At 52.9% G+C, this 18,118-nt stretch carries 26 protein-coding genes; 12 read left to right on the plus strand and 14 right to left on the minus strand.

Annotated features, from left to right (window positions below; all coding sequences use genetic code 11):
- The 7 genes from OKS35_RS08400 to OKS35_RS08430 form a co-directional block, all read right to left on the minus strand.
- The gene (locus tag OKS35_RS08400) at nucleotides 1-696 is read right to left on the minus strand and encodes a ferredoxin--NADP reductase (RefSeq protein WP_264092858.1); all 696 of its coding nucleotides are present in this window, start codon (nucleotides 694-696) and stop codon (nucleotides 1-3) included.
- A 17-nt stretch (nucleotides 697-713) separates the two neighbouring features.
- On the minus strand, nucleotides 714-1,466 hold the full coding sequence (locus OKS35_RS08405; RefSeq protein ID WP_031422518.1) for an ABC transporter ATP-binding protein: 753 nt from the start codon (nucleotides 1,464-1,466) through the stop codon (nucleotides 714-716).
- A complete protein-coding gene (locus OKS35_RS08410) occupies nucleotides 1,463-2,521 on the minus strand; it encodes an iron chelate uptake ABC transporter family permease subunit (protein WP_047794929.1) in 1,059 nt (352 codons plus the stop codon). Before OKS35_RS08410 ends, OKS35_RS08405 begins: the two co-directional genes overlap by 4 nt.
- Nucleotides 2,518-3,522 (minus strand): ABC transporter permease, encoded by a 1,005-nt coding sequence (locus OKS35_RS08415; protein ID WP_031422514.1) that lies wholly within the window; start codon nucleotides 3,520-3,522, stop codon nucleotides 2,518-2,520. Before OKS35_RS08415 ends, OKS35_RS08410 begins: the two co-directional genes overlap by 4 nt.
- A 9-nt stretch (nucleotides 3,523-3,531) precedes the next feature.
- On the minus strand, nucleotides 3,532-4,542 hold the full coding sequence (locus tag OKS35_RS08420; RefSeq protein ID WP_264092859.1) for a siderophore ABC transporter substrate-binding protein: 1,011 nt from the start codon (nucleotides 4,540-4,542) through the stop codon (nucleotides 3,532-3,534).
- A 565-nt stretch (nucleotides 4,543-5,107) separates the two neighbouring features.
- Complete coding sequence (locus tag OKS35_RS08425; RefSeq protein WP_196431141.1) at nucleotides 5,108-5,395, minus strand: hypothetical protein; 288 nt, start codon at nucleotides 5,393-5,395, stop codon at nucleotides 5,108-5,110.
- Nucleotides 5,392-5,958, minus strand: a complete 567-nt coding sequence (locus OKS35_RS08430) for a zinc dependent phospholipase C family protein (protein ID WP_159562849.1) — start codon at nucleotides 5,956-5,958, stop codon at nucleotides 5,392-5,394. The genes OKS35_RS08425 and OKS35_RS08430 overlap by 4 nt, the downstream gene beginning before the upstream one ends.
- A 116-nt stretch (nucleotides 5,959-6,074) precedes the next feature.
- On the opposite strand from OKS35_RS08430, the gene OKS35_RS08435 reads away from it, so the two are divergent.
- The 6 genes from OKS35_RS08435 to OKS35_RS08460 all read left to right on the plus strand — a co-directional run bounded on the left by OKS35_RS08435 (nucleotide 6,075) and on the right by OKS35_RS08460 (nucleotide 8,864).
- Nucleotides 6,075-6,602 (plus strand): TetR/AcrR family transcriptional regulator, encoded by a 528-nt coding sequence (locus OKS35_RS08435; protein WP_074035977.1) that lies wholly within the window; start codon nucleotides 6,075-6,077, stop codon nucleotides 6,600-6,602.
- A 1-nt stretch (nucleotide 6,603) separates the two neighbouring features.
- Nucleotides 6,604-6,912, plus strand: a complete 309-nt coding sequence (locus tag OKS35_RS08440; protein ID WP_074036309.1) for a DMT family transporter — start codon at nucleotides 6,604-6,606, stop codon at nucleotides 6,910-6,912.
- 11 nt (nucleotides 6,913-6,923) lie between these two features.
- Complete coding sequence (locus OKS35_RS08445; protein ID WP_159562850.1) at nucleotides 6,924-7,256, plus strand: DMT family transporter; 333 nt, start codon at nucleotides 6,924-6,926, stop codon at nucleotides 7,254-7,256.
- Nucleotides 7,253-7,612 (plus strand): DUF4440 domain-containing protein, encoded by a 360-nt coding sequence (locus OKS35_RS08450; protein ID WP_264092860.1) that lies wholly within the window; start codon nucleotides 7,253-7,255, stop codon nucleotides 7,610-7,612. Before OKS35_RS08445 ends, OKS35_RS08450 begins: the two co-directional genes overlap by 4 nt.
- Nucleotides 7,613-7,681: 69 nt before the next feature.
- On the plus strand, nucleotides 7,682-8,281 hold the full coding sequence (locus OKS35_RS08455) for a short chain dehydrogenase (protein WP_264092861.1): 600 nt from the start codon (nucleotides 7,682-7,684) through the stop codon (nucleotides 8,279-8,281).
- A gap of 118 nt (nucleotides 8,282-8,399) precedes the next feature.
- Nucleotides 8,400-8,864 (plus strand): hypothetical protein, encoded by a 465-nt coding sequence (locus OKS35_RS08460; RefSeq protein WP_264092862.1) that lies wholly within the window; start codon nucleotides 8,400-8,402, stop codon nucleotides 8,862-8,864.
- A gap of 41 nt (nucleotides 8,865-8,905) precedes the next feature.
- Here the strand turns inward: OKS35_RS08460 and OKS35_RS08465 are convergent, their stop codons facing one another.
- From OKS35_RS08465 to OKS35_RS08480, 4 genes are all read right to left on the minus strand, one after another.
- The gene (locus OKS35_RS08465; protein ID WP_047794922.1) at nucleotides 8,906-9,268 is read right to left on the minus strand and encodes a VOC family protein; all 363 of its coding nucleotides are present in this window, start codon (nucleotides 9,266-9,268) and stop codon (nucleotides 8,906-8,908) included.
- Between the two features lie 3 nt (nucleotides 9,269-9,271).
- Nucleotides 9,272-10,039, minus strand: a complete 768-nt coding sequence (locus tag OKS35_RS08470) for an ABC transporter permease (protein WP_074035973.1) — start codon at nucleotides 10,037-10,039, stop codon at nucleotides 9,272-9,274.
- Nucleotides 10,039-10,740: a phosphate ABC transporter ATP-binding protein gene (locus tag OKS35_RS08475; protein WP_264092863.1), complete on the minus strand. Its 702-nt coding sequence runs from the start codon at nucleotides 10,738-10,740 to the stop codon at nucleotides 10,039-10,041. The genes OKS35_RS08470 and OKS35_RS08475 overlap by 1 nt, the downstream gene beginning before the upstream one ends.
- Before the next feature lie 212 nt (nucleotides 10,741-10,952).
- Nucleotides 10,953-11,669 carry a GntR family transcriptional regulator gene (locus OKS35_RS08480; protein ID WP_012727186.1) on the minus strand — a complete coding sequence of 239 codons (717 nt, stop codon included), beginning with the start codon at nucleotides 11,667-11,669 and terminating at the stop codon, nucleotides 10,953-10,955.
- Between the two features lie 175 nt (nucleotides 11,670-11,844).
- On the opposite strand from OKS35_RS08480, the gene OKS35_RS08485 reads away from it, so the two are divergent.
- The 5 genes from OKS35_RS08485 to OKS35_RS08505 are packed head-to-tail and all read left to right on the plus strand — an operon-like array spanning nucleotide 11,845 to nucleotide 15,787.
- Nucleotides 11,845-13,164: a 6-phospho-beta-glucosidase gene (locus OKS35_RS08485; protein ID WP_159562858.1), complete on the plus strand. Its 1,320-nt coding sequence runs from the start codon at nucleotides 11,845-11,847 to the stop codon at nucleotides 13,162-13,164.
- Entirely contained in the window at nucleotides 13,161-14,480 is a 1,320-nt protein-coding gene (locus OKS35_RS08490; protein WP_264092864.1) for a PTS sugar transporter subunit IIC, read from the plus strand. The genes OKS35_RS08485 and OKS35_RS08490 overlap by 4 nt, the downstream gene beginning before the upstream one ends.
- Nucleotides 14,477-14,809: a PTS lactose/cellobiose transporter subunit IIA gene (locus OKS35_RS08495; protein ID WP_269317675.1), complete on the plus strand. Its 333-nt coding sequence runs from the start codon at nucleotides 14,477-14,479 to the stop codon at nucleotides 14,807-14,809. The genes OKS35_RS08490 and OKS35_RS08495 overlap by 4 nt, the downstream gene beginning before the upstream one ends.
- Nucleotides 14,806-15,099, plus strand: coding sequence for a PTS sugar transporter subunit IIB (locus OKS35_RS08500; RefSeq protein ID WP_012727190.1), 294 nt, complete (start codon nucleotides 14,806-14,808; stop codon nucleotides 15,097-15,099). The genes OKS35_RS08495 and OKS35_RS08500 overlap by 4 nt, the downstream gene beginning before the upstream one ends.
- On the plus strand, nucleotides 15,092-15,787 hold the full coding sequence (locus tag OKS35_RS08505; RefSeq protein ID WP_264092866.1) for a carbohydrate deacetylase: 696 nt from the start codon (nucleotides 15,092-15,094) through the stop codon (nucleotides 15,785-15,787). Before OKS35_RS08500 ends, OKS35_RS08505 begins: the two co-directional genes overlap by 8 nt.
- Before the next feature lie 35 nt (nucleotides 15,788-15,822).
- On the opposite strand, the gene OKS35_RS08510 is transcribed toward OKS35_RS08505, so the two are convergent.
- A complete protein-coding gene (locus OKS35_RS08510) occupies nucleotides 15,823-16,383 on the minus strand; it encodes an AAA family ATPase (RefSeq protein ID WP_214779529.1) in 561 nt (186 codons plus the stop codon).
- A gap of 134 nt (nucleotides 16,384-16,517) precedes the next feature.
- Between OKS35_RS08510 and OKS35_RS08515 the strand changes: the two genes are divergently transcribed.
- Complete coding sequence (locus tag OKS35_RS08515) at nucleotides 16,518-17,663, plus strand: hypothetical protein (protein ID WP_264092871.1); 1,146 nt, start codon at nucleotides 16,518-16,520, stop codon at nucleotides 17,661-17,663.
- An 11-nt stretch (nucleotides 17,664-17,674) separates the two neighbouring features.
- Here the strand turns inward: OKS35_RS08515 and OKS35_RS08520 are convergent, their stop codons facing one another.
- Complete coding sequence (locus OKS35_RS08520) at nucleotides 17,675-17,854, minus strand: hypothetical protein (protein WP_264092872.1); 180 nt, start codon at nucleotides 17,852-17,854, stop codon at nucleotides 17,675-17,677.
- Between the two features lie 19 nt (nucleotides 17,855-17,873).
- Entirely contained in the window at nucleotides 17,874-18,098 is a 225-nt protein-coding gene (locus tag OKS35_RS08525) for a YobA family protein (protein WP_264092874.1), read from the minus strand.
- Nucleotides 18,099-18,118: the final 20 nt, after the last annotated feature.

Below are 18,118 nucleotides of genomic sequence, written 5' to 3' on the forward strand. Positions count from 1 at the left end.
TCAACCTAAAAAGTCATCCCGCTGAAAATCATGCTTGTCGATCTTGATGTTGTCACATGCCACCCCGTTCGACCGGAGCACCTGGATCGTTTCATGCAACAGCTCATCACTACCAACGATATAGAACAAGGCGTCCTTGTCGGATGCCATCATCTCCACGCGTTCGTAGTAGTCTTTCCGACTCGGGACGAATTCTGACGTGAAGTGCTCGTTCGATTCGAAGACGTCACCGAACAGATACGCTTTCGACGAATCAACGTTCAACGAATGGAGATGCGGGACACCTTCCCCGTTCGCCAAGTACTCGAGGACGACCGGACGGAATGTCGCGAGTCCGACACCCGCCGATAAGAGGTAGACGTTCTTCCCACTCCGTTCGAGCGGGACGTTCGAATGTGTCTTGAACAAGGCGACCTTGTCCCCCGGTACCATGTCACGAAGGATCGATTTGAACGTCGAGCATTCGGTCTTGATTCGGGTCGTGATCCCGATCGCTCCTTCGTGCGGCAATGTCGAGATCGACATATGGCGGACGAGACTTCGGTCCGGCTTGTCCCCAGCGTTGAACCCTTCGAGCGCGAGATGCGTATGCGCCCCTTCCTGCCACGTGAACTCAGGTGGCAAGGCGAGATGGAACGTGTATGTATCCGGTGCCTCGTTTACGACTTTAGTGATCGGTGTCCAGTCAATTTTCATGTGAATTCTCCCTTTCGTTAATACACCGCAATCGGCCCATACGGCCCTTCGATGATTTCCAGTTTCGTCTCAAAAATTTCGGATAAAATCTTCGCGTCCATGATCTCATCGACCGTTCCAAACGCAGCGATCTGTCCGTCTTTCATCGCACAGATGCGATCCGAGTATTTCGCCGCGAAGTTGATGTCGTGGAGCACCGTGACGATTGTCCGTCCGAACTCGTCGGCGACGTGGCGCAAATACTCCATCATCTGTACCGAACGAGCGATGTCTAAGTTGTTGAGCGGTTCATCGAGGAGGACGTATTCCGTCTCCTGACAGAGCACCATCGCCACATAGGCACGCTGCCTTTGTCCTCCTGAGAGCTCGTCGAGATAGCGGTTCTCGAGCGCGGTCAAGTCGAGGAAGTCGATATATTTCGAGATGATCGCCTCGTCCTCTTTTGTGAGGCGCCCTTTCGAGTAAGGGAAACGTCCGAACCCGGCGAGTTGTCGGACCGTGAGCCGTGTCACGAAGTGGTTTTCTTGACGCAGGATGGTGATGATTTTCGCCAAGTCTTTCGACTTCGTGCTCGACACGTCCATGCCGGCGACTTGGATCTGACCCTCGTCTAAGTTGAGCAACCGTCCGATCATCATGAGTGTCGTCGATTTGCCCGCTCCGTTGGGTCCAATCAATGAAGTGAATCCGGCTTTCGGGATATCGAGCGTGAGCGGTCCAATGTGGACATCGTCTGTATACGATTTTTTGACTTGTTCGATTTGAATCATAGCGACCTCTTCCTTAGAATGACGGCCAAGAAGATGAGTCCGCCGAACAGTTCGATGATGACGGAGACGACACTTGGCGTCTGGAATATGTGATACATAAAGAAATATGCACTCGTCAGGACGAAGAACCCTAGGGCGAACGCCATCGGAAAGACGTACTTATGGTCATACGTCGAGGCGACCTGATAGCTGAGCGTCGCGACTAAGAATCCGAAGAACGTGAGCGGTCCAATGAGCGCCGTCGAGACGGACATGAGGAGTGAGATCAGGACGAGCGTGTAGATGACACTCCTCCGATGGTTCACCCCGAACGTCGTCGCGACGTCCTTGCCGAGTGCGACGATATTCAATCGATTCGAGAACAGGAACAAGAGTGTCCCGGCGATGACGACGATCGGGATGACGATGGGAAAGTACGCCACGTCGGCATTCGTCACCGAACCGAACAGCCGTGCCTGCAGGATATCGAACTCGGACGGGGCGAGCATACGACGCATGAACGATGACACCGAGTTCAGACCCGTCCCGATGATGATCCCGATGAGCAGCATGAGCTGCAGGTTGGCGTATTTCCCTGACAAGAGCCATCCGTAAAGGAGGAGACTCATCGTCACCATGAGGCCGACCTGTGTCAAGAAGGCGCTTGTCCCCGAGAAGCCGATCAACGCCCCTGCCCCGAAGAAGAAGACCATGCTCGTCTGAATCGTCGAATAGAGCGCGTCGAATCCAAGCAGCGATGGCGTGATGATACGGTTGTTCGTCACCGAGTGGAATGCGACCGTCGCAAGACTTTGACAGAGTGCCGCAATCAACATCGTGACGATGGCGACGATTCGCCGTTCCACGACCGGCACGAATGACGGAGAGTCCATCGGGACCGGATTGTTATAAAGGAGAAGCCCGAGCGCACACAACAGTCCGCCGAGAATGAAGGCACTTAAGAAGAGCCAATAGCGCCTGCTCGCCCGTTTCGATTGAAACGCTGAAGCATGACGTTCTTCTCTCAATTCCCCGATTGATACTTCGACACCGTCTCGTTCCATGACCGTACTCATCGAACCCCTCCCTTCTTCCGTTGTCGCATCAAGATCATGATGAAGACGATTGCCCCGACCGTCCCGAGAATCAGTGAGACCGGGAGTTCGAACGGCATGATGATCGTCCGTGAAATCAAGTCACTGACGAGAATCGCACCCATCCCGACAAGACAGACCCATGGAAGGTTGCTGCGCAAATCATCCCCGCGGAACATCGAGACGAGGTTCGGGACGATGAGTCCAAGGAACGGTAAATTCCCGATGACCGTCGCCACGACACCGACCGATAAGGCGATGAGCCCCGTCGCCATCATCATGAGCTGGTTATAGTTCACGCCGAGACTCGTCGCGATGTCTTCACCTAACCCCGCGAGCGTCAAGCGATTCGCCAGTAAGAAGATGAGTACCGTCACGACGATGATGACCCATAGATACTCGTAGCGCCCGATTTGCACCGAGGCGAACGAACCGACGAACCAGCCCTCGATCGCCTGGCTTGCTCGGAAGAATAGACCGAGGAACGTCGAGATGGCGGAGATGACCGCCCCTAACATGAGCCCGATGATTGGCACGATGAGCGATGAACGAAGTTTGACCGAACGTAAGAACCAGAAGAAGACCATCGTCCCGATGAACGAGAAGACGATTGCCCCGGTCATCCGCATCATGAGGCTCGGTGCCGGTACGAGCAAGTAAACGGTGAGCAGTCCGAGTCCCGCCCATTCGAGCGTCCCCGTCGTCGTCGGTTCGACGAGTCGGTTTTGTGTGATGAGCTGCATGACGAGCCCCGCCATTGCCATCGCCGCACCCGTCAGCATGAGGGCGACCGTCCTTGGGACTCGGGTGATCCAAAACATATCGAAGCCGTCTGTCCGTGACAGATCGTACACCCCGGTAAAGAGCGACAGCACCGCCAAACCGAGGACGATGATCACGGTGAACACGAACGACTTCGTCCACAATCTAGAAAAGGAGGGCTGAGACATCGTCTCAACCCTGGCTGTCAATGGTTTTTGCATAACGGAACCTTACTTCGCGAGCGCTTCCGTGACACTGTTGAAGAATTCCACGTACGTTTGAATCGATTCGTTCAAGTACGTGTCTTTCGGTGCATAGACGATTTGCTCTTTCGACACAGCCGTCGTCTTTTGAAGCGCCGGTGCGTTGTCGATTACGTCTTCTGCTGGTACTGCGCCTTCTGCGTCACCGAGTGGTGCGTCACGGTCGAGAACGAACAACCAGTCTGGGTTGCTTTCTGCGATGGCTTCGACGGATACTTCGTCACCTTCGTGGTCACCTGTCTTCTTCTCGACTTCAAGGGCCGGGACCCATCCGAAGATGTCGTACATCGGTCCGAACACGCGTCCCGTTACCGGAGCTGAGAACCCGATGTCTCCACCCGATACGATGACCGACATGATTGTATCTTTTCCGTTGTATGCCGCTTTCGCGTCTTCGATCGACTTGTCGAGGTCAGCGACGATGGCTTCGGCTTCTGTGTTTTTGTCAAAGATTTTTCCGAGTGTGAGCGTCGTGTCTGTCAATCCTTTGACTAAAATCTCACCCGGTGTACCTGAGTCTTCTGGGATCTCGATGTTCAAATCGATGACCGCTGCTTCTGGTACCAACTTTTTAATGTCCTCGTAGTAATCTGCGAAACGTTGACCGACGATGACGACGTCCGGGTCAACTCCTGCAATCGCTTCTAAGTTCGGCTCGAAGTGCATGCCGACGTCCGCGATGTCTTTGTCTGATGCATATGGCGATTCCGCTGGAAGGAGTCCGATCGGTGCCGCCACCAAGTCGATGTCCCATGCTGCCAATGTTTCGAACGTCCGGTTATCAAGGGCGACGACCTTCTCCGGGTTGACCGGTACCTCGATTGTGCCATGTGCGTCTGTAATTTCGACCGTCTCTGTCTTTGTTGCGCCGTCGACGTTTTCTTCTTTCTTCGTCTCACTCGTTCCGCCACATGCGGCGAGTACGAAGACGAGCAACGTCAACATGAGTGAAATCTTGAATTTCCCCACTTCATCCATCTCCTCTGTATGTAAGTTTCAATGATCCTCGCACCAAAAACGAGCCACGTTGGTTATGTATGTCTAGTATCGCATTCTCGTTATCAGTGATAATGATTATCATTGTCGTTTTCATCAAGTAGCATAACAAACAAAATGTGGATACGCAATGCCAATTTGACAAGATTCGGATAGGAAAATTTTTCTTTCTATAGATGCACGCACAAAAAAAGAAAGTGGAAGGTCCACTTTCTCGGTTGGGTTCATGCGATTTAGTTTAGAGTTCAATCGTTATTGTGCCGTGCCCTCTTTTTACCTCGAAACACAATATAGGTGATGAACCATACACATGTGATTGTGAACGCCAATAATACGGTTTGTGTCATCCCTCTCGGTAGAAGGTCTACCACGAAAAATAAGGATAAAATGACCGAAAAAATGAGATGTCCAAATCGTAAATCATCGTCCAAATCTCGCCAATAGATAATTAAAAGGACGATTGCTATCGGAGCCACGAGGGCTGCTAATATGAAAAATGGTACGCGACGCATTAGAAACGGAATATTCTTAGGTTCATCCATCTATCTCACGCCTCCGAAATCCCGTTCGCCAACAGTAATAAGAAAATCCAAATCGACAACGGGATCATCAACCCGATTGTCGCAAGAAGCGTGTAAATTTTTATGATTCGATCCTTCGTGAACAGGCCCCAAATCAACGTGGCGAACAAGGCGATGTCAATCGCGAGATATACCCAAATGACCGTCATCAATTCGAGATTCGGGAATACCCGACCGTTCAAGGTGAAGAAGGTGATCACCGTCAGGATAAATAGTCCGATCGTGGCGTAGAGTGGTGCGTATCGCCTCTTCATACGAGCATCGCCCGCTTCCGTTTGACCATCTCCAGGCAGCGGCGGACACACGTATCGACATAGCCATCCAATTGATCAGGGAGGAACATCGTGTATGTCCCCTCCTCCGTCATCGCCGCGTCCTGCTCGACTTTCTCGACCAGTTCAACGAGCTCTGGATTTCCTTTCAAACGTTCAAAATCGAACGTCCCGAGGCGTTCCGAGAGACGGGCATTGTATGCATCAAAGTCCGCATAATAGGCCGCCTGTTTTGACGGGTCCTGGGTGATGAGCTCTTTCAACCAACCTTTATAGAATCCCTGCAACCAGATCTCATCCGCGACGAGATGCGCGTAATAGCCGAGTCGATATGAGAAGTCTTCCTCCTTGCTGTCAATCCAGTATTGGGAAAGATCTAAACGACGAGATAAATCATCATGGCGTCCTGCGTAGTAATGGGATGCCTCTTTTTCTGTCGTTGCATCCGGTGCGAGACTTCCAAGCAAAAATGCGACCTCATCCACCTCCGACAACGCTGGTAACATCTCATTCGCGATGACGAGATGCATCAAATGTGAACCCATGTCACGCCCCCCTTTTCCCTGATTATTCCATCAACGTTCTATCTCGACAACCCCTCGCAAATTTTGATAGACTAACTTTACTGAACGGTCAGTAAAGTAAAGAGAGGTGTGATTGGATGAGTAAAAAACAATTGTTGCTACAGACTGCCGCCCAGATGATTCGAGAGGACGGGATCAGTCAGTTGTCGCTCGAACGATTGGCGACGAAAGCAGGAATCACGAAAGCCGGGGTCCTCTATCATTTCGACAATAAGGCCAACTTATTGCGACAGATGAACGAATTCGCCATCGAGACGTTCGAGAAACGAATCACCGCCCATCTATCGGACGGTCCATATTCGTTTACCCGTGCCTATGCACTGGCGACATTGGATGATGTCGATCACGGAGATATGGACCTCGTTGCCGTCTTTATCTCCTCGCAAGAAGATGCAACGAGCGAGTCGATTTGGAGTGACGTGTCGACCGGTTGGGACGAGCGTTTCGCTGTCGACGGGCCGGACCAGGATGCGATTTTAAAACTTCGCCTTCTCTGTGACGGCTTTTGGTTCGCTGTCTTGTATGGGTATAGCGAATCGTTCAAGGACCGTGCGGCGACACTCATTCGGGAAGCATGTGACGAGTTGCTTCAAGGAGGGTTGTAATATGGGATTCATCTATTTGATCGGGGCCATCGCCTCGGAACTGTTCGGGTCGAGCATGTTGAAAGTGAACGCCACCTCGACGAGCCGTCTCCCAATTCTCGGGGTCGCCTTCGGTTATGGGACGGCGTTTTATCTCTTATCACTTGCCCTCTTCACCATCCCGCTCAGCTTCGCGTATGCGTTTTGGAGCGGGGTCGGGACGGCACTCACGGCAGTGATCGGGTTCGTCGTCTTCCGGGAACAGATCAGTCGTCAAAAAATTGCAGGGATTGGGCTCGTCATCATCGGGCTCGTCTTGATGAAAGTGTGAGGTGAATCGGAATGCAAGCCTATCTTTTACTCTTCTTTTCTATCGGATTTGAGGTACTCGGGACGTCGATGTTGAAACTGTCGGATGGATTCACAAATCTCGTTCCGAGCGCCATTCTGTTGGTTAGTTTCGCCGCGTCGTTCACCCTCATGGGCATCGTGTTGAAGACGATCCCGCTCAGTATCGCCTATAGCATTTGGGCCGGACTCGGGACCGTGGCGACGGGACTCATCGGAGTGTTCATATACGGGGAAGTTCTCTCTGCATTGAACGGAATCGGTCTCTTGTTGATCGTCCTCGGCGTCATCGTGATGAATCAACGAAGAGAGGAAGTCGTGACATGAACGAGTTGGCAGATCATCTTCAAACACTAGAAGAAGCATTATTGACGACGGAAGTCAGGCAGTCGCCGGAGCGTTTGCGTGAACTATTGACCGACGACTTCTTTGAAATCGGTAGCTCGGGACGGTTGCTGTATCAAGACTGGGATCAGACGACACTCCAGCTCGATCCGATTGAGGCTGTGTTATCCGAATTCACGCTACATCCGTTGACGGAAGGTCACGTTTTGGTGACGTACCGTCTCGTTCAACCGGTATTGAATCGCGAAACACGCCGTAGCTCGATTTGGGTATTCGTGGACGGACGTTGGAAGATGCGATTCCATCAAGGCACGGTCGTTCCGCCAGAGGCAACTTGATTGCCGAACGTCCTCACCATCCGCTACTCTGAAGTGGAATCTAAGCGTGACGAAAGGGGCAGTTTTCACATGAACATTTTACTCATTGGGGCAAGCGGCACGGTCGGTCAGGCCGTCGCAAAAGAGTTGGAGAAAGCACATACGATCATCCGAGCTGGGCGTAACGGGGCGGACGTGCAAGTCGACCTCACTTCCGAAGACAGCATCCGCCACATGTATGAGACGGTCGGTCGGGTCGACGCGGTCATCAGTACGGCGGGCAGCACGCATTTCGGTCCACTTTCCGAGATGACGCCGGCAGATAATCAGAAGAGTATCGACAGCAAAATCAAAGGACAGGTCAACCTCGTCCTTCTCGGGCTCGATCATGTAAACGATGGTGGTAGCTTCACACTGACGAGCGGAATCTTGATGGACGACCCCATCAAAGAAGGCGCATCGGCGGCACTAGCGAACGGGGCCATCAAAGGATTCGTGACCGGTGCGGCGATTGAGATGCCACGGGGCATCCGCATCAACAACGTCAGCCCGAACGTCCTCGTCGAAGCACTCGATTCGTATGGTCCTTACTTCCGTGGTTACGCGGCAGTACCAGGTGAACGGGTCGCCCTCGCCTACGTGAAGAGCGTCGAAGGCGCGCAGACTGGACAGACGTACGAAGTGTATTAACAATGAAGCATCTCTTCAAGAGGTGCTTTTTTCGTACCTTGCACTTTATTTTGTCTCCCTCGTCCGGAAGATTCCGCTATACTCGGGGCATCTTATGCCCGAGAAAGGTTGAAGTTTCATGAAAGACAAAACGTTTCGCGCCCTTTATCATATCCCTCCTTCTTTCGTCGAACACCCGCTCCAAAAGCGCATCCTTCAGGCGATCGGTCGTCCTCAAGAATCGATGGTCGAGGTCATCTTCCGCGTCGGTGGGTTCGGCACGTATGATGTGAGTACGATCACCTTTTTTGAGAGGGGCACCGTCCTTCGTCACATCGAGCGGTCCGATACGTTAATCACGGAGCCCTTTGAATTCGAATACTATGAGGGAGAGGAAGCGAAACAGATGCGCGTCGCGTTTCATCTGCTTGGAACGAATTGGTGGCCAACCGTCTTCGAAGAACTGGAAGGGGTTCGCACGCTAGATGGTACGCAGTGGAGCCTCAGCGTATACACGAACGGGACACTCATTCACGAGCATCATGGCAGTAACGCCTACCCGTCCGAATGGGAGCAAGTGACTCGCCTGTTCGGTATTTCTTGAAGAACGACAAAGGGAGCATCCGCTTTGGATGCTCCCTTTCGTCAGAGCGCTTGAATCATCTCGACCCGATTGCCGAACGGGTCTCTGAACTCGAACCGCTCGAATCCTGGAATCGGGATGCCTTCGGAGTAAGAAATCTCATTCTCTTGAAGCGCTTCCTTCCAATGAGCTAAATCCGTCACAGCGTACGCGATATGCGCTTTCGTCTTCTGTCGTTCCACGTCGTCCTCTGCCCCGACATGAACGGAACGGTCGCCGACCTGAAGCCAAAATCCACCTCGCCCCTTCAATGAATCCGGCTTCTCGATTTCACGTAGACCAAGAAAGTCACAATAGAACGCCTTCGCCTCTTGCTCCGCTCCAGTTGGAATCGTGAGCTGCACATGATGAATCCCTGTGATCATGTTTCATTTCCCCTTCCGATAGGTCAGTCCGATATACTGCATCTTCTCATTGAACAGTCGTGGGTACGCCAGATAGCCGACGAGCGTCGCTGAGATTGAGGCGGTCGTCAAAATCAAGAACAGGATCAAGAGTTGATACAGGACCGCTTCCATCGGGTCAGCTCCCCCGATGATGAGACCGCTCATCATTCCCGGTAGTTGGACGAGCCCCATCGTCTTTTGCGCCTCGACAGTCGGAATCATGCTCGTGCGAATCGCATTCTTCAAGCTGCGGTCGATGGCCACTTTCGGTGTGCCGCCGAGTGAAAGAATGAGTTCGATGACGTCGTCGCTCCGCTCGACCTCGTCTTTGAACTTGTTCAAGAACAAGAGCGACAACACCATGCTGTTCCCGATGACCATCCCACTAATCGGAATGACCTTTTCCGGCTCAAATGGGATGATACCGAGCCCGAGCATGAGTCCCATCGTCAGCGCTTCGATCGTCACGAGCGTCAAGACGATAATCCACATGATGCCCGGAATCCCGTCCCCTTTCCGTCGGATGTTTTGTGTCGCGGCGACAATCATAAGTAAAATCATCAACAGCATGAAGATCGGACTGTCGCTCTCAAAGACGAACGTCAAGATATAGCCGATGATCAACAGTTGAATGATGGAGCGGACGGTCGCGATGATAATATCACGCTCGAGTCCAAGTCGTAGGACGAGCGTCAAGGCGAGCGGGATGACGACGAAGATGAGCGCCGTCGCGAGTTCAATATATGACATCAATCTTCCCCCCTGACAAATCGTTGGATGACGGGATTGTCCGACTCATCGATGAACGATGCGTCCCCGTAAGCAAGTAGTTCCCCGTCCTTCAAGAACCACATGTCGTCACTCACCCGCCGTGCCTGGTCGAGGTCATGGGTGATCCAAATGACGGTCACACCATATGATTGTTGCAGTTTTCGAATGAGTCGCTCGATCTCTTTCACCGTCCGGTAATCAAGGCTCGCCGTGATCTCATCGAGTAAGAGCACGTCCGGTTTATTGACGAGCGTCCGGGCGATGGCGACCCGACTCCGTTCCCCACCCGATAGTGATTTGACGGGTTGGTCGAGGAGCGCCTCATTTAAGTCGACGCGATGGAGCAATTCGGCAGCCCGGTCGCGGTCAAGTGTCTCGTCGAAGATGGCTTTCGGGAGATTCAAGTTGTCGTACACCGTCCCTTGAATCATCGGCGCACTTTGAAACGCCATCCCGATTTTCTTTCGTAGTTCGAGGATGTCCATCTCCGCGATGTCTTCCCCCTTGAAAAGAATCGTGCCCGTGTCTGGTGACAGCAATCCGTTGATATGCTTCAGACACGTCGTCTTGCCGGCGCCGCTCGGTCCGACGAACGTTGTGATTCGTCCTTCTCGAAACGGCCCGGATACATGGTGCAGGATGTCTTGATGACTCACATCTTTGAATTCAATGATTGACATGCTTCTCTCGCCTCCTGGTTCTAGTGTACAAAAAAGAGAGGATGAGGTGGTCAAGAATGCAGTCTGTAATCGGTTGTTGCGAATATAAGAGATTCGTACTCAGTTTTGTTGAACATAGTCATTCACACTCAAAATGACCATGTTTCTTTTTGTTACAGGTTAAACGAACAAAGCGCCCGACCGTTTCCACACGAAACAGTCGGGCGCTTTTGTTAGTTATAATCCCGTTCGATGACGAAGCTCGTCTTGTCCCCACGGAAGTAGGAGCGTGAGTATTCAATCGCCCGTCCCGACTCATCCTCTGTCACCGTCTCGATATGGAAGCACGGTGACCCGAGTGGACAGTCGAGGAGCGCACTCACCTTCTCATCAGCCAAGGCAATCTCCAATGCCTCCGTCGTCTTTGCGACATGAACGTCGTGGACCTCCGCCAGTGTCCGGAAGAGCGAATGTTCCGCCTGTTCTTTCGTGATCCCCGGTGCGATCTGCCACGGGATGAACGAGACCTCATACTGCGTCGGTTCCCCGTCCGCATGACGGATTCGCTCAATCTTTTGAATCGGGGCATTGTCTTCCGCTTCAAACACCGATGCGATTTGACCGGACGCCGAGATGACCGAGATGTCGATCAAGGCGACTTGCCCACGTTTTCCTTGGACGGCGAGCTGGGCCGCATAGTTGTTCGGCGTGTACGACAACGTCTGTTGTACTTTCTTCCCGGCGACGAACGTCCCACGGCCTTGTTGACGGACCAAATAGCCTTCCGTCGTCAACTGGTTGAGGGCGCCACGCACCGTCGTCCGGCTCACATCGAACTCCTCGCAAAGCGCGTATTCGGTCGGAAATTTTTCCCCTTCTTTATAGTGCCCACTCTTGATGCGGGACAGCAGTTCATCCTTGATTGCGGTTTGGAGCGTCGATTGCGACATGTCTCCATCTCCTTTACGTTGGGTTGGTTCCTTTATTGTGATACAGCAAGCATACAAATGCAAATACAAAAACTCATTTGTATTATTTGTATTTTTTATATTGCTGAAAGTTGTATCATTTGTTATATTTGTTACGACAAAAAAGAAATCGCTTTCAAAAGGAGGAGTTGGCACCATGGCAGTCAAGGTCGTCATCATCGGCGGTGGGTCCAGTTACACCCCGGAAATCATCGAAGGATTGATTGATCGACAGGCAACGTTCCCCGTTCGGGAGATCGTGCTCGTCGATATCGAAGAAGGGAGGGAGAAACTAGAGATTGTCGGTCGTCTCGCTCAGCGGATGATTGAAAAGGCAAACGCCGAGATCACACTCAGTTGGACGCTCGATCGAAGAGCCGCACTCGTCGGCGCAGATTTTGTATCCACACAGATTCGGGTCGGTGGACTCAAGGCACGCGCGCTCGATGAACGCATCCCGCTCAAGCACGGCTTCATCGGGCAAGAGACGAATGGCGCAGGCGGATTATTCAAAGCGTTCCGTACCATCCCGGTCTTGATCGACTTGGCAAATGAAGTCGCCGAGATTTGTCCGGATGCCTGGCTCGTCAACTTCACCAATCCGGCGGGCATCGTCACCGAGGCCGTACTCAAGCACTCATCTCATAAGAAGGTCATCGGTGTCTGCAACATCCCGTTCAACATGCGAAACTCGGTCGCTGAGATCCTCGAGACACCTGTCGAACGAGTCGCGATTGAATTTATCGGATTGAACCACTTCGTCTTCGGTCGTCACGTATGGGTCGACGGCGTGGATCGGACGAGTGACGTCCTCGCCTCGCTCAACTCAGGCAACGATTACTCGCCGGCGAACATCGTCGGTCTCGGTTGGAGCGAATCGTTCCTATCGTCACTCGGCATGTTACCGAACCCGTATCACCAGTATTACTTCCAGACGAAAGATGTGTTGAAGAAAGATCTCGAGGCGTACGCACAAAATGGCACCCGTGCCGAAGTCGTGCAACAAGTCGAGGCGCAGTTGTTCGAGAAATACAAAGACGTCGATCTCGCCGTCAAACCGGAAGAGCTTGAAAAACGTGGAGGCGCCTACTATTCAGACGCCGCCTGCAACTTGATGGACTCGATTCACAACGACCGCGGTGACATCCAGACGGTCAACACGCTCAATAACGGCACGATTCGAGATTTACCAGACGATGCGGTCATCGAAGTGAACGCCGTCATCACGAAGTCGGGGCCTCGCCCAATCTCCATCGGCGCGTTGCCGCTACCGATCCGTGGGCTCATCACGAACTTAAAAACGTTTGAACAGCTCGCCATCCAAGCGGCTGTATCTGGCACGTACGAGGACGCCTACCTTGCCTGCCTCATGAACCCGCTCATCCAGGACGAGAAACGGATCGACCCGCTTCTTAAAGAGCTGTTCACAGCGCACGAGGCGTACCTACCCCAATTTAAGAAGGAGGTTTACTCATGAACAAGTTTATTGAAATCGCGGGACGTATTGGGTCCCAAAGGCACTTAGTCGCCATCCGTGACGGATTCGTTTCCGTCATGCCACTCATCATCGTCGGGTCGCTCGCGGTCCTCATCAACAACTTCCCAGCTATCAACATCGGTGGTCTCTCACTCGACTTCGTCGGCTCGATGAACAGCATGTTCGGCGAAGGTAATTGGCAAGGGCTTGGCGGTAGCATTTGGAATGCGTCCTTCGCGATACTCGGGCTCCTGATCGCCTTCTCGATCGGGTATAACTTGGCCCGTTCATACGGGATTGACGGGCTCGCGGCGGGGATCTTGTCGCTCGCCTCGTATATCATGCTCGTACCGGTCACTGCTGACTGGGGTCTCAACTTCGCATGGCTCGGCGCACAAGGTCTCTTCGTCGCCATCATCGTATCGATTTTCGTTACAGAAATGTTCCGCTACCTCATCAATACGAAACTGACGATCAAGATGCCAGAAGGTGTACCAGGTGGGGTTACACGTTCATTCCAAGCGCTCATCCCATCAATGATCATCTTGACGGTCGTTGCAGGATTCCAGCTCTTCATGACGCTCGTCGTCGAACTCAGTGTATTTGAAGTCATCTTTAAAGCGATCCAACAACCGCTCCAAGGATTCGGCGACTCACTCCCGGCTGCCTTGCTCATCGCCTTCTTGAACCACATCCTTTGGTTCTTCGGGCTTCACGGGACGAACATCATCGGCTCGGTCATCGAACCGGTCTATCTCCCGCTCATCGAGCAAAACTTGGCTGCCTTCCAAGCTGGAACGTCAGCGTTTGATGTACCGTACACGGTCACAAAACCGTTCTTGGATGCGTTCGTCTTCATGGGTGGATCGGGTACGACGTTCGCGCTCTTACTCGCGATCTTCATCGTCGTCCGCAAACAACGGAATCACCCGTATCACCAAGTGGCAAAACTGTCGACACCAGCCAGTCTCTTTAACATCAACGAACCGGTCATCTTCGGTCTTCCAATCGTATTGAACCCGATCATGCTCGTACCGTTCATCTTAGTGCCGGTCACGCTCACCATCGTCTCTTATGTCGCGCTCTCGACAGGCATGGTTCCGAAGACAGTCGCCATCGTCCCATGGACAACACCACCAATCATCAGTGGCTATTTGGTAACGGGCGGTAGCGTTCGCGGCGTCTTGCTCCAAATCGTCAACTTGTCGATTGCGACAGCGATGTATATTCCATTCGTCATGGCAGGAGCGAAGGCGATGACAGCCGAAATCAATAAAAACAAAGCTGCTACTGAGGAAGGAGAAAAGATTTCGTGAAAACCGAAACCATCCAAGAACTCTCGTTTATGATTATCTTACATGCCGGAAATGCACGCTCATCTGCATTCGAGGCTATCGCTGCCGCGAAACGCGGTGAAGCGGACGAAGCGGCGGTAAAGTTGAAAGAAGCCGACGCGGCCTTCTTGGACGCACACAAGCTACAAACGGAGCTGTTACAAGAAGAGGCACGGGGGACGACGAGCGACATGAGCGTCCTCCTCGTCCACGCACAAGACCATCTTATGACGGCGATGACCGTGAAAGAACTCGCCGTCGAAATGATTGACATGATCACCCGTTTGAATCGATTGGAGGAAACGACATGAACATCTTACTCGTCTGCTCGGCAGGAATGTCGACATCAATCTTAGTGGAAAAAATGCGAAAGGAAGCTGCTGCACGCGGACTCGACGCATCCATTGACGCGATTCCGGAGTCGCGCTTGAAAGAACAGTCGAACGTCGACGTCATCTTGATTGGACCACAAGTTCGCTACCTCGAAGGCAAAATCAAGTCGTCCGTCGACGTCCCGGTCGCGGTCATCGATAACATGGCGTATGGGATGATGAAAGGCGACCTGGTCCTCGACCAGGCACTCGGTCTCGTCAATGCTTAAAACGTTCGTCCTCGTCAACGCCGATGACTTCGGCTTGACGACGGGTGTGAACGCCGGCACACTCGACAGTCACGTGAATGGAATCGTCAATTCGGCGACGATGATCATGAACGGGTATGCCGTCGAGGAAGCGGTCCGACTCGCGAAACAACATCCGTCGCTCCGTGTCGGGGTCCATCTCGTCTTGTCTTGGGGCAAACCGCTCGCCGACACGAGTGCTCCCCTCACGAAAGAAGATGGCACGTTCCGCTACACTAGCCGCTTCATGATTGAAGACTCGCCTGACCCGGAACTCGTCTATTTGGAGTGGAAAGCCCAAATCGAGGCGTTCCTTGCGACAGGACTTCCACTCGACCATCTCGACAGCCACCATCACATTCACGGTTGGCCGGTCCTGCACGACGTCATCATTCGTCTCGCTGAAGAATACGACACGACGTTTCGGGCCTTAACGACGCTCGGGTCACGCCGAGACTTGTGGGTGACCGAACGGTTCAGTGATCAGTTCTACGCGGATGGCGTCTCCCATGCGACGCTCGATGCCATCGAACCAGGACGATCCATCGAAGTGATGGTCCATCCGGCCGACCTCGATGATCGTCTTCCGAACGTCACCTCATACCTTGTACCACGCCTCCTCGAAAAACAGGTGTTGGTCGACTATGAACGCCCCGAATGGTGGGCATGAGAAAAGCGAGTTCCCTTTGACGGGGACTCGCTTTTTCATAGGTCAAATGCTTGTTGAATCTGTGCCGCTGTCTCCTCTGGACTTAAGTTCGTGTTATCGATCCGGAGATAATGCTCGACGTCTAACTCCCCGGGACGTGAGTTCAATCGATACATCGTCGCCGTCTGCTTCAGTTCCGCTTCGGACCAAGCGATGTCACGTTTCGACGGTTTATGGGTGAGGCGGTTCTCCGTCGTATTGCGCGCGAGCCGCTCCTCCATCTCGGCCTCGAGCTCGACGTAATAGATGTCCGCCCCGTGTGACTCGAACAAATCCGTCACTTTCTTCACGTAATCCCAGTCCTCCTGCATGTCAAACGCCCAGACGAACGTGAAAATCATGCCGGGTAGATCACTCTTGGCGACCGCCTCGAACAGTTCTTGACGAAAGTGTTGGACGAGTCGTTTCCCTTCCGGCGTCCCGTAATTGAAGAACGGTCCGACGAGGTCGATCGTCATATGATTATGGAATAATTTCAGTCCGGTTTTGTCGGCGAGCGCCTGCCCGACCGTCATCTTGCCGACGGCTTGTGGACCAAATAAGATGATGAATTTCATTGGATTTCCCCCTATATCTTTTGAAGATTTTATCATGTGACTTAAAATGTGTGACCCCTCCAAAATATTTGTTTACCTCTTTCCAAATGAAGGAATAAGCATAGCATCGAACTTTATGGAAAGAAGGTGCCCCCGTGACTTGTCCCCACTGCGGAAAGAAGACACGATCGAAAACGGTCTGTCCGACGTGTGGCCGCCGCTCACGTCGCACGATTTGGTTATTTGCCACTCCATTCGCTATCGCACTCATTGCCTTTGTCACCTTCATTGGAAACGCCTATTTCAAGGACATGCTGCGTTCGTCCGACTCGCTCGCCGATCAGGTCAACTTGCCGATTGGGGAAGATACGGTCTCCGCTGACGAAGCGACACCGGTCGACTTCGCCGCCTTACAGGACAGCCTCTTCACCGTCAGTTACGGAACGGGATTTTTGGTGAGCTCACGCGATGTCGTCACCGCCGCCTCGAATGTGGCCGGGTTGACGAATATCATCATGTACCATGACGGTGAGGCCGTCTCCGGCACCGTCGTCGGTCGGACGAAGCTCATTGCTGTCATTCGAATTGAAGAGACGGAGAACACACCATACACACTCACGCAAGCGATCGCCGCAGAGGACGAGACGTTGACCACATTGACGATGCAAGAACGCATCAACGGTACGGTCACATTCGCCGAGAACGGCTATAGCCGAAACTTTGAATTGCCACGTCATGCGTATGGCAGTCCACTTCTTTCAGCATCCGGGCGAGTCGTCGCCATCCATTTGCGTGGGATCGCCTTGCCGACCGCACTATTTGAACAAGACATCCGGACGTTCATCGCAAAAGATGCACCGGCACCGCCACCTATCGAACTCGCACCGGTTGAACCGATCAAACCGGATTTGACAGAAGAACCGGTCGTCGTTCCGGAAGCACCCCCTATTCCCGATGCGCAACCTGAAATCCCACCGGCCACTGAACCGGAGGCGCCGGTCGAGGAAGAAGTCGAAGAGGAAGTTGTGGAAGAGCCCGAACCGACGACACCGGAAGAGCCTGCGGAACCGCCAAGTGAACCAGAGGAACCGACGGACCCACCGGAAACGGAAGAGCCGATTGAAGACGATCCTCCGGTGACTGAGCCGGAGGAACCGAGCGAACCGGAAGAGCCAGCGGAGCCAGAAGAACCGACGACGCTCGAACCAGACGGGGATGAGGGCTCCATCGTCGAAGACGATCCGGACACTGAAGAAAACATAAATGAAGAAGAAAACGACACAAGCACTCCATCCGAATGATGGAGTGCTTGTTATTCGTCACGTGTGAAACGTCGTTGGAGATTGCCGAGCACCGCTCCTAGTCCGAGCAGTAGAATCGACAGCGCCCAGAACGGGAGCGCGTCTTGCAATAACCAGACGACGAGGGCACTGAAGACGAGGGCACTGAAGCCGACGACAGCTCCAAGCCATAGAAAGTTCCGTTGTCCCATGTCATTCACCTCGTCCTCATCATAACACATCGACCCGACGTGCCGTCGCTTGCGGTGGCAAGGAGCGCGTCAACCGTTCATCATGCTCGACTCGAACCTGTTGTCCGATGAGAAGCTGTGTCTCATCCAAAAGAGGTCTCGGTACATGAAACACGATACCATCAAACGGTTCTGCCTCCCGCGTCGGCGTGACGCGAATTTTCTCATCCATCACCTCTGCGACATATCCAGTGAACGTCGCCATGCCGTTCCCCTCCTTTCCGG

Source organism: Exiguobacterium sp. N5 (genome assembly GCF_025842465.1).
Classification (GTDB): domain Bacteria; phylum Bacillota; class Bacilli; order Exiguobacteriales; family Exiguobacteriaceae; genus Exiguobacterium; species Exiguobacterium profundum.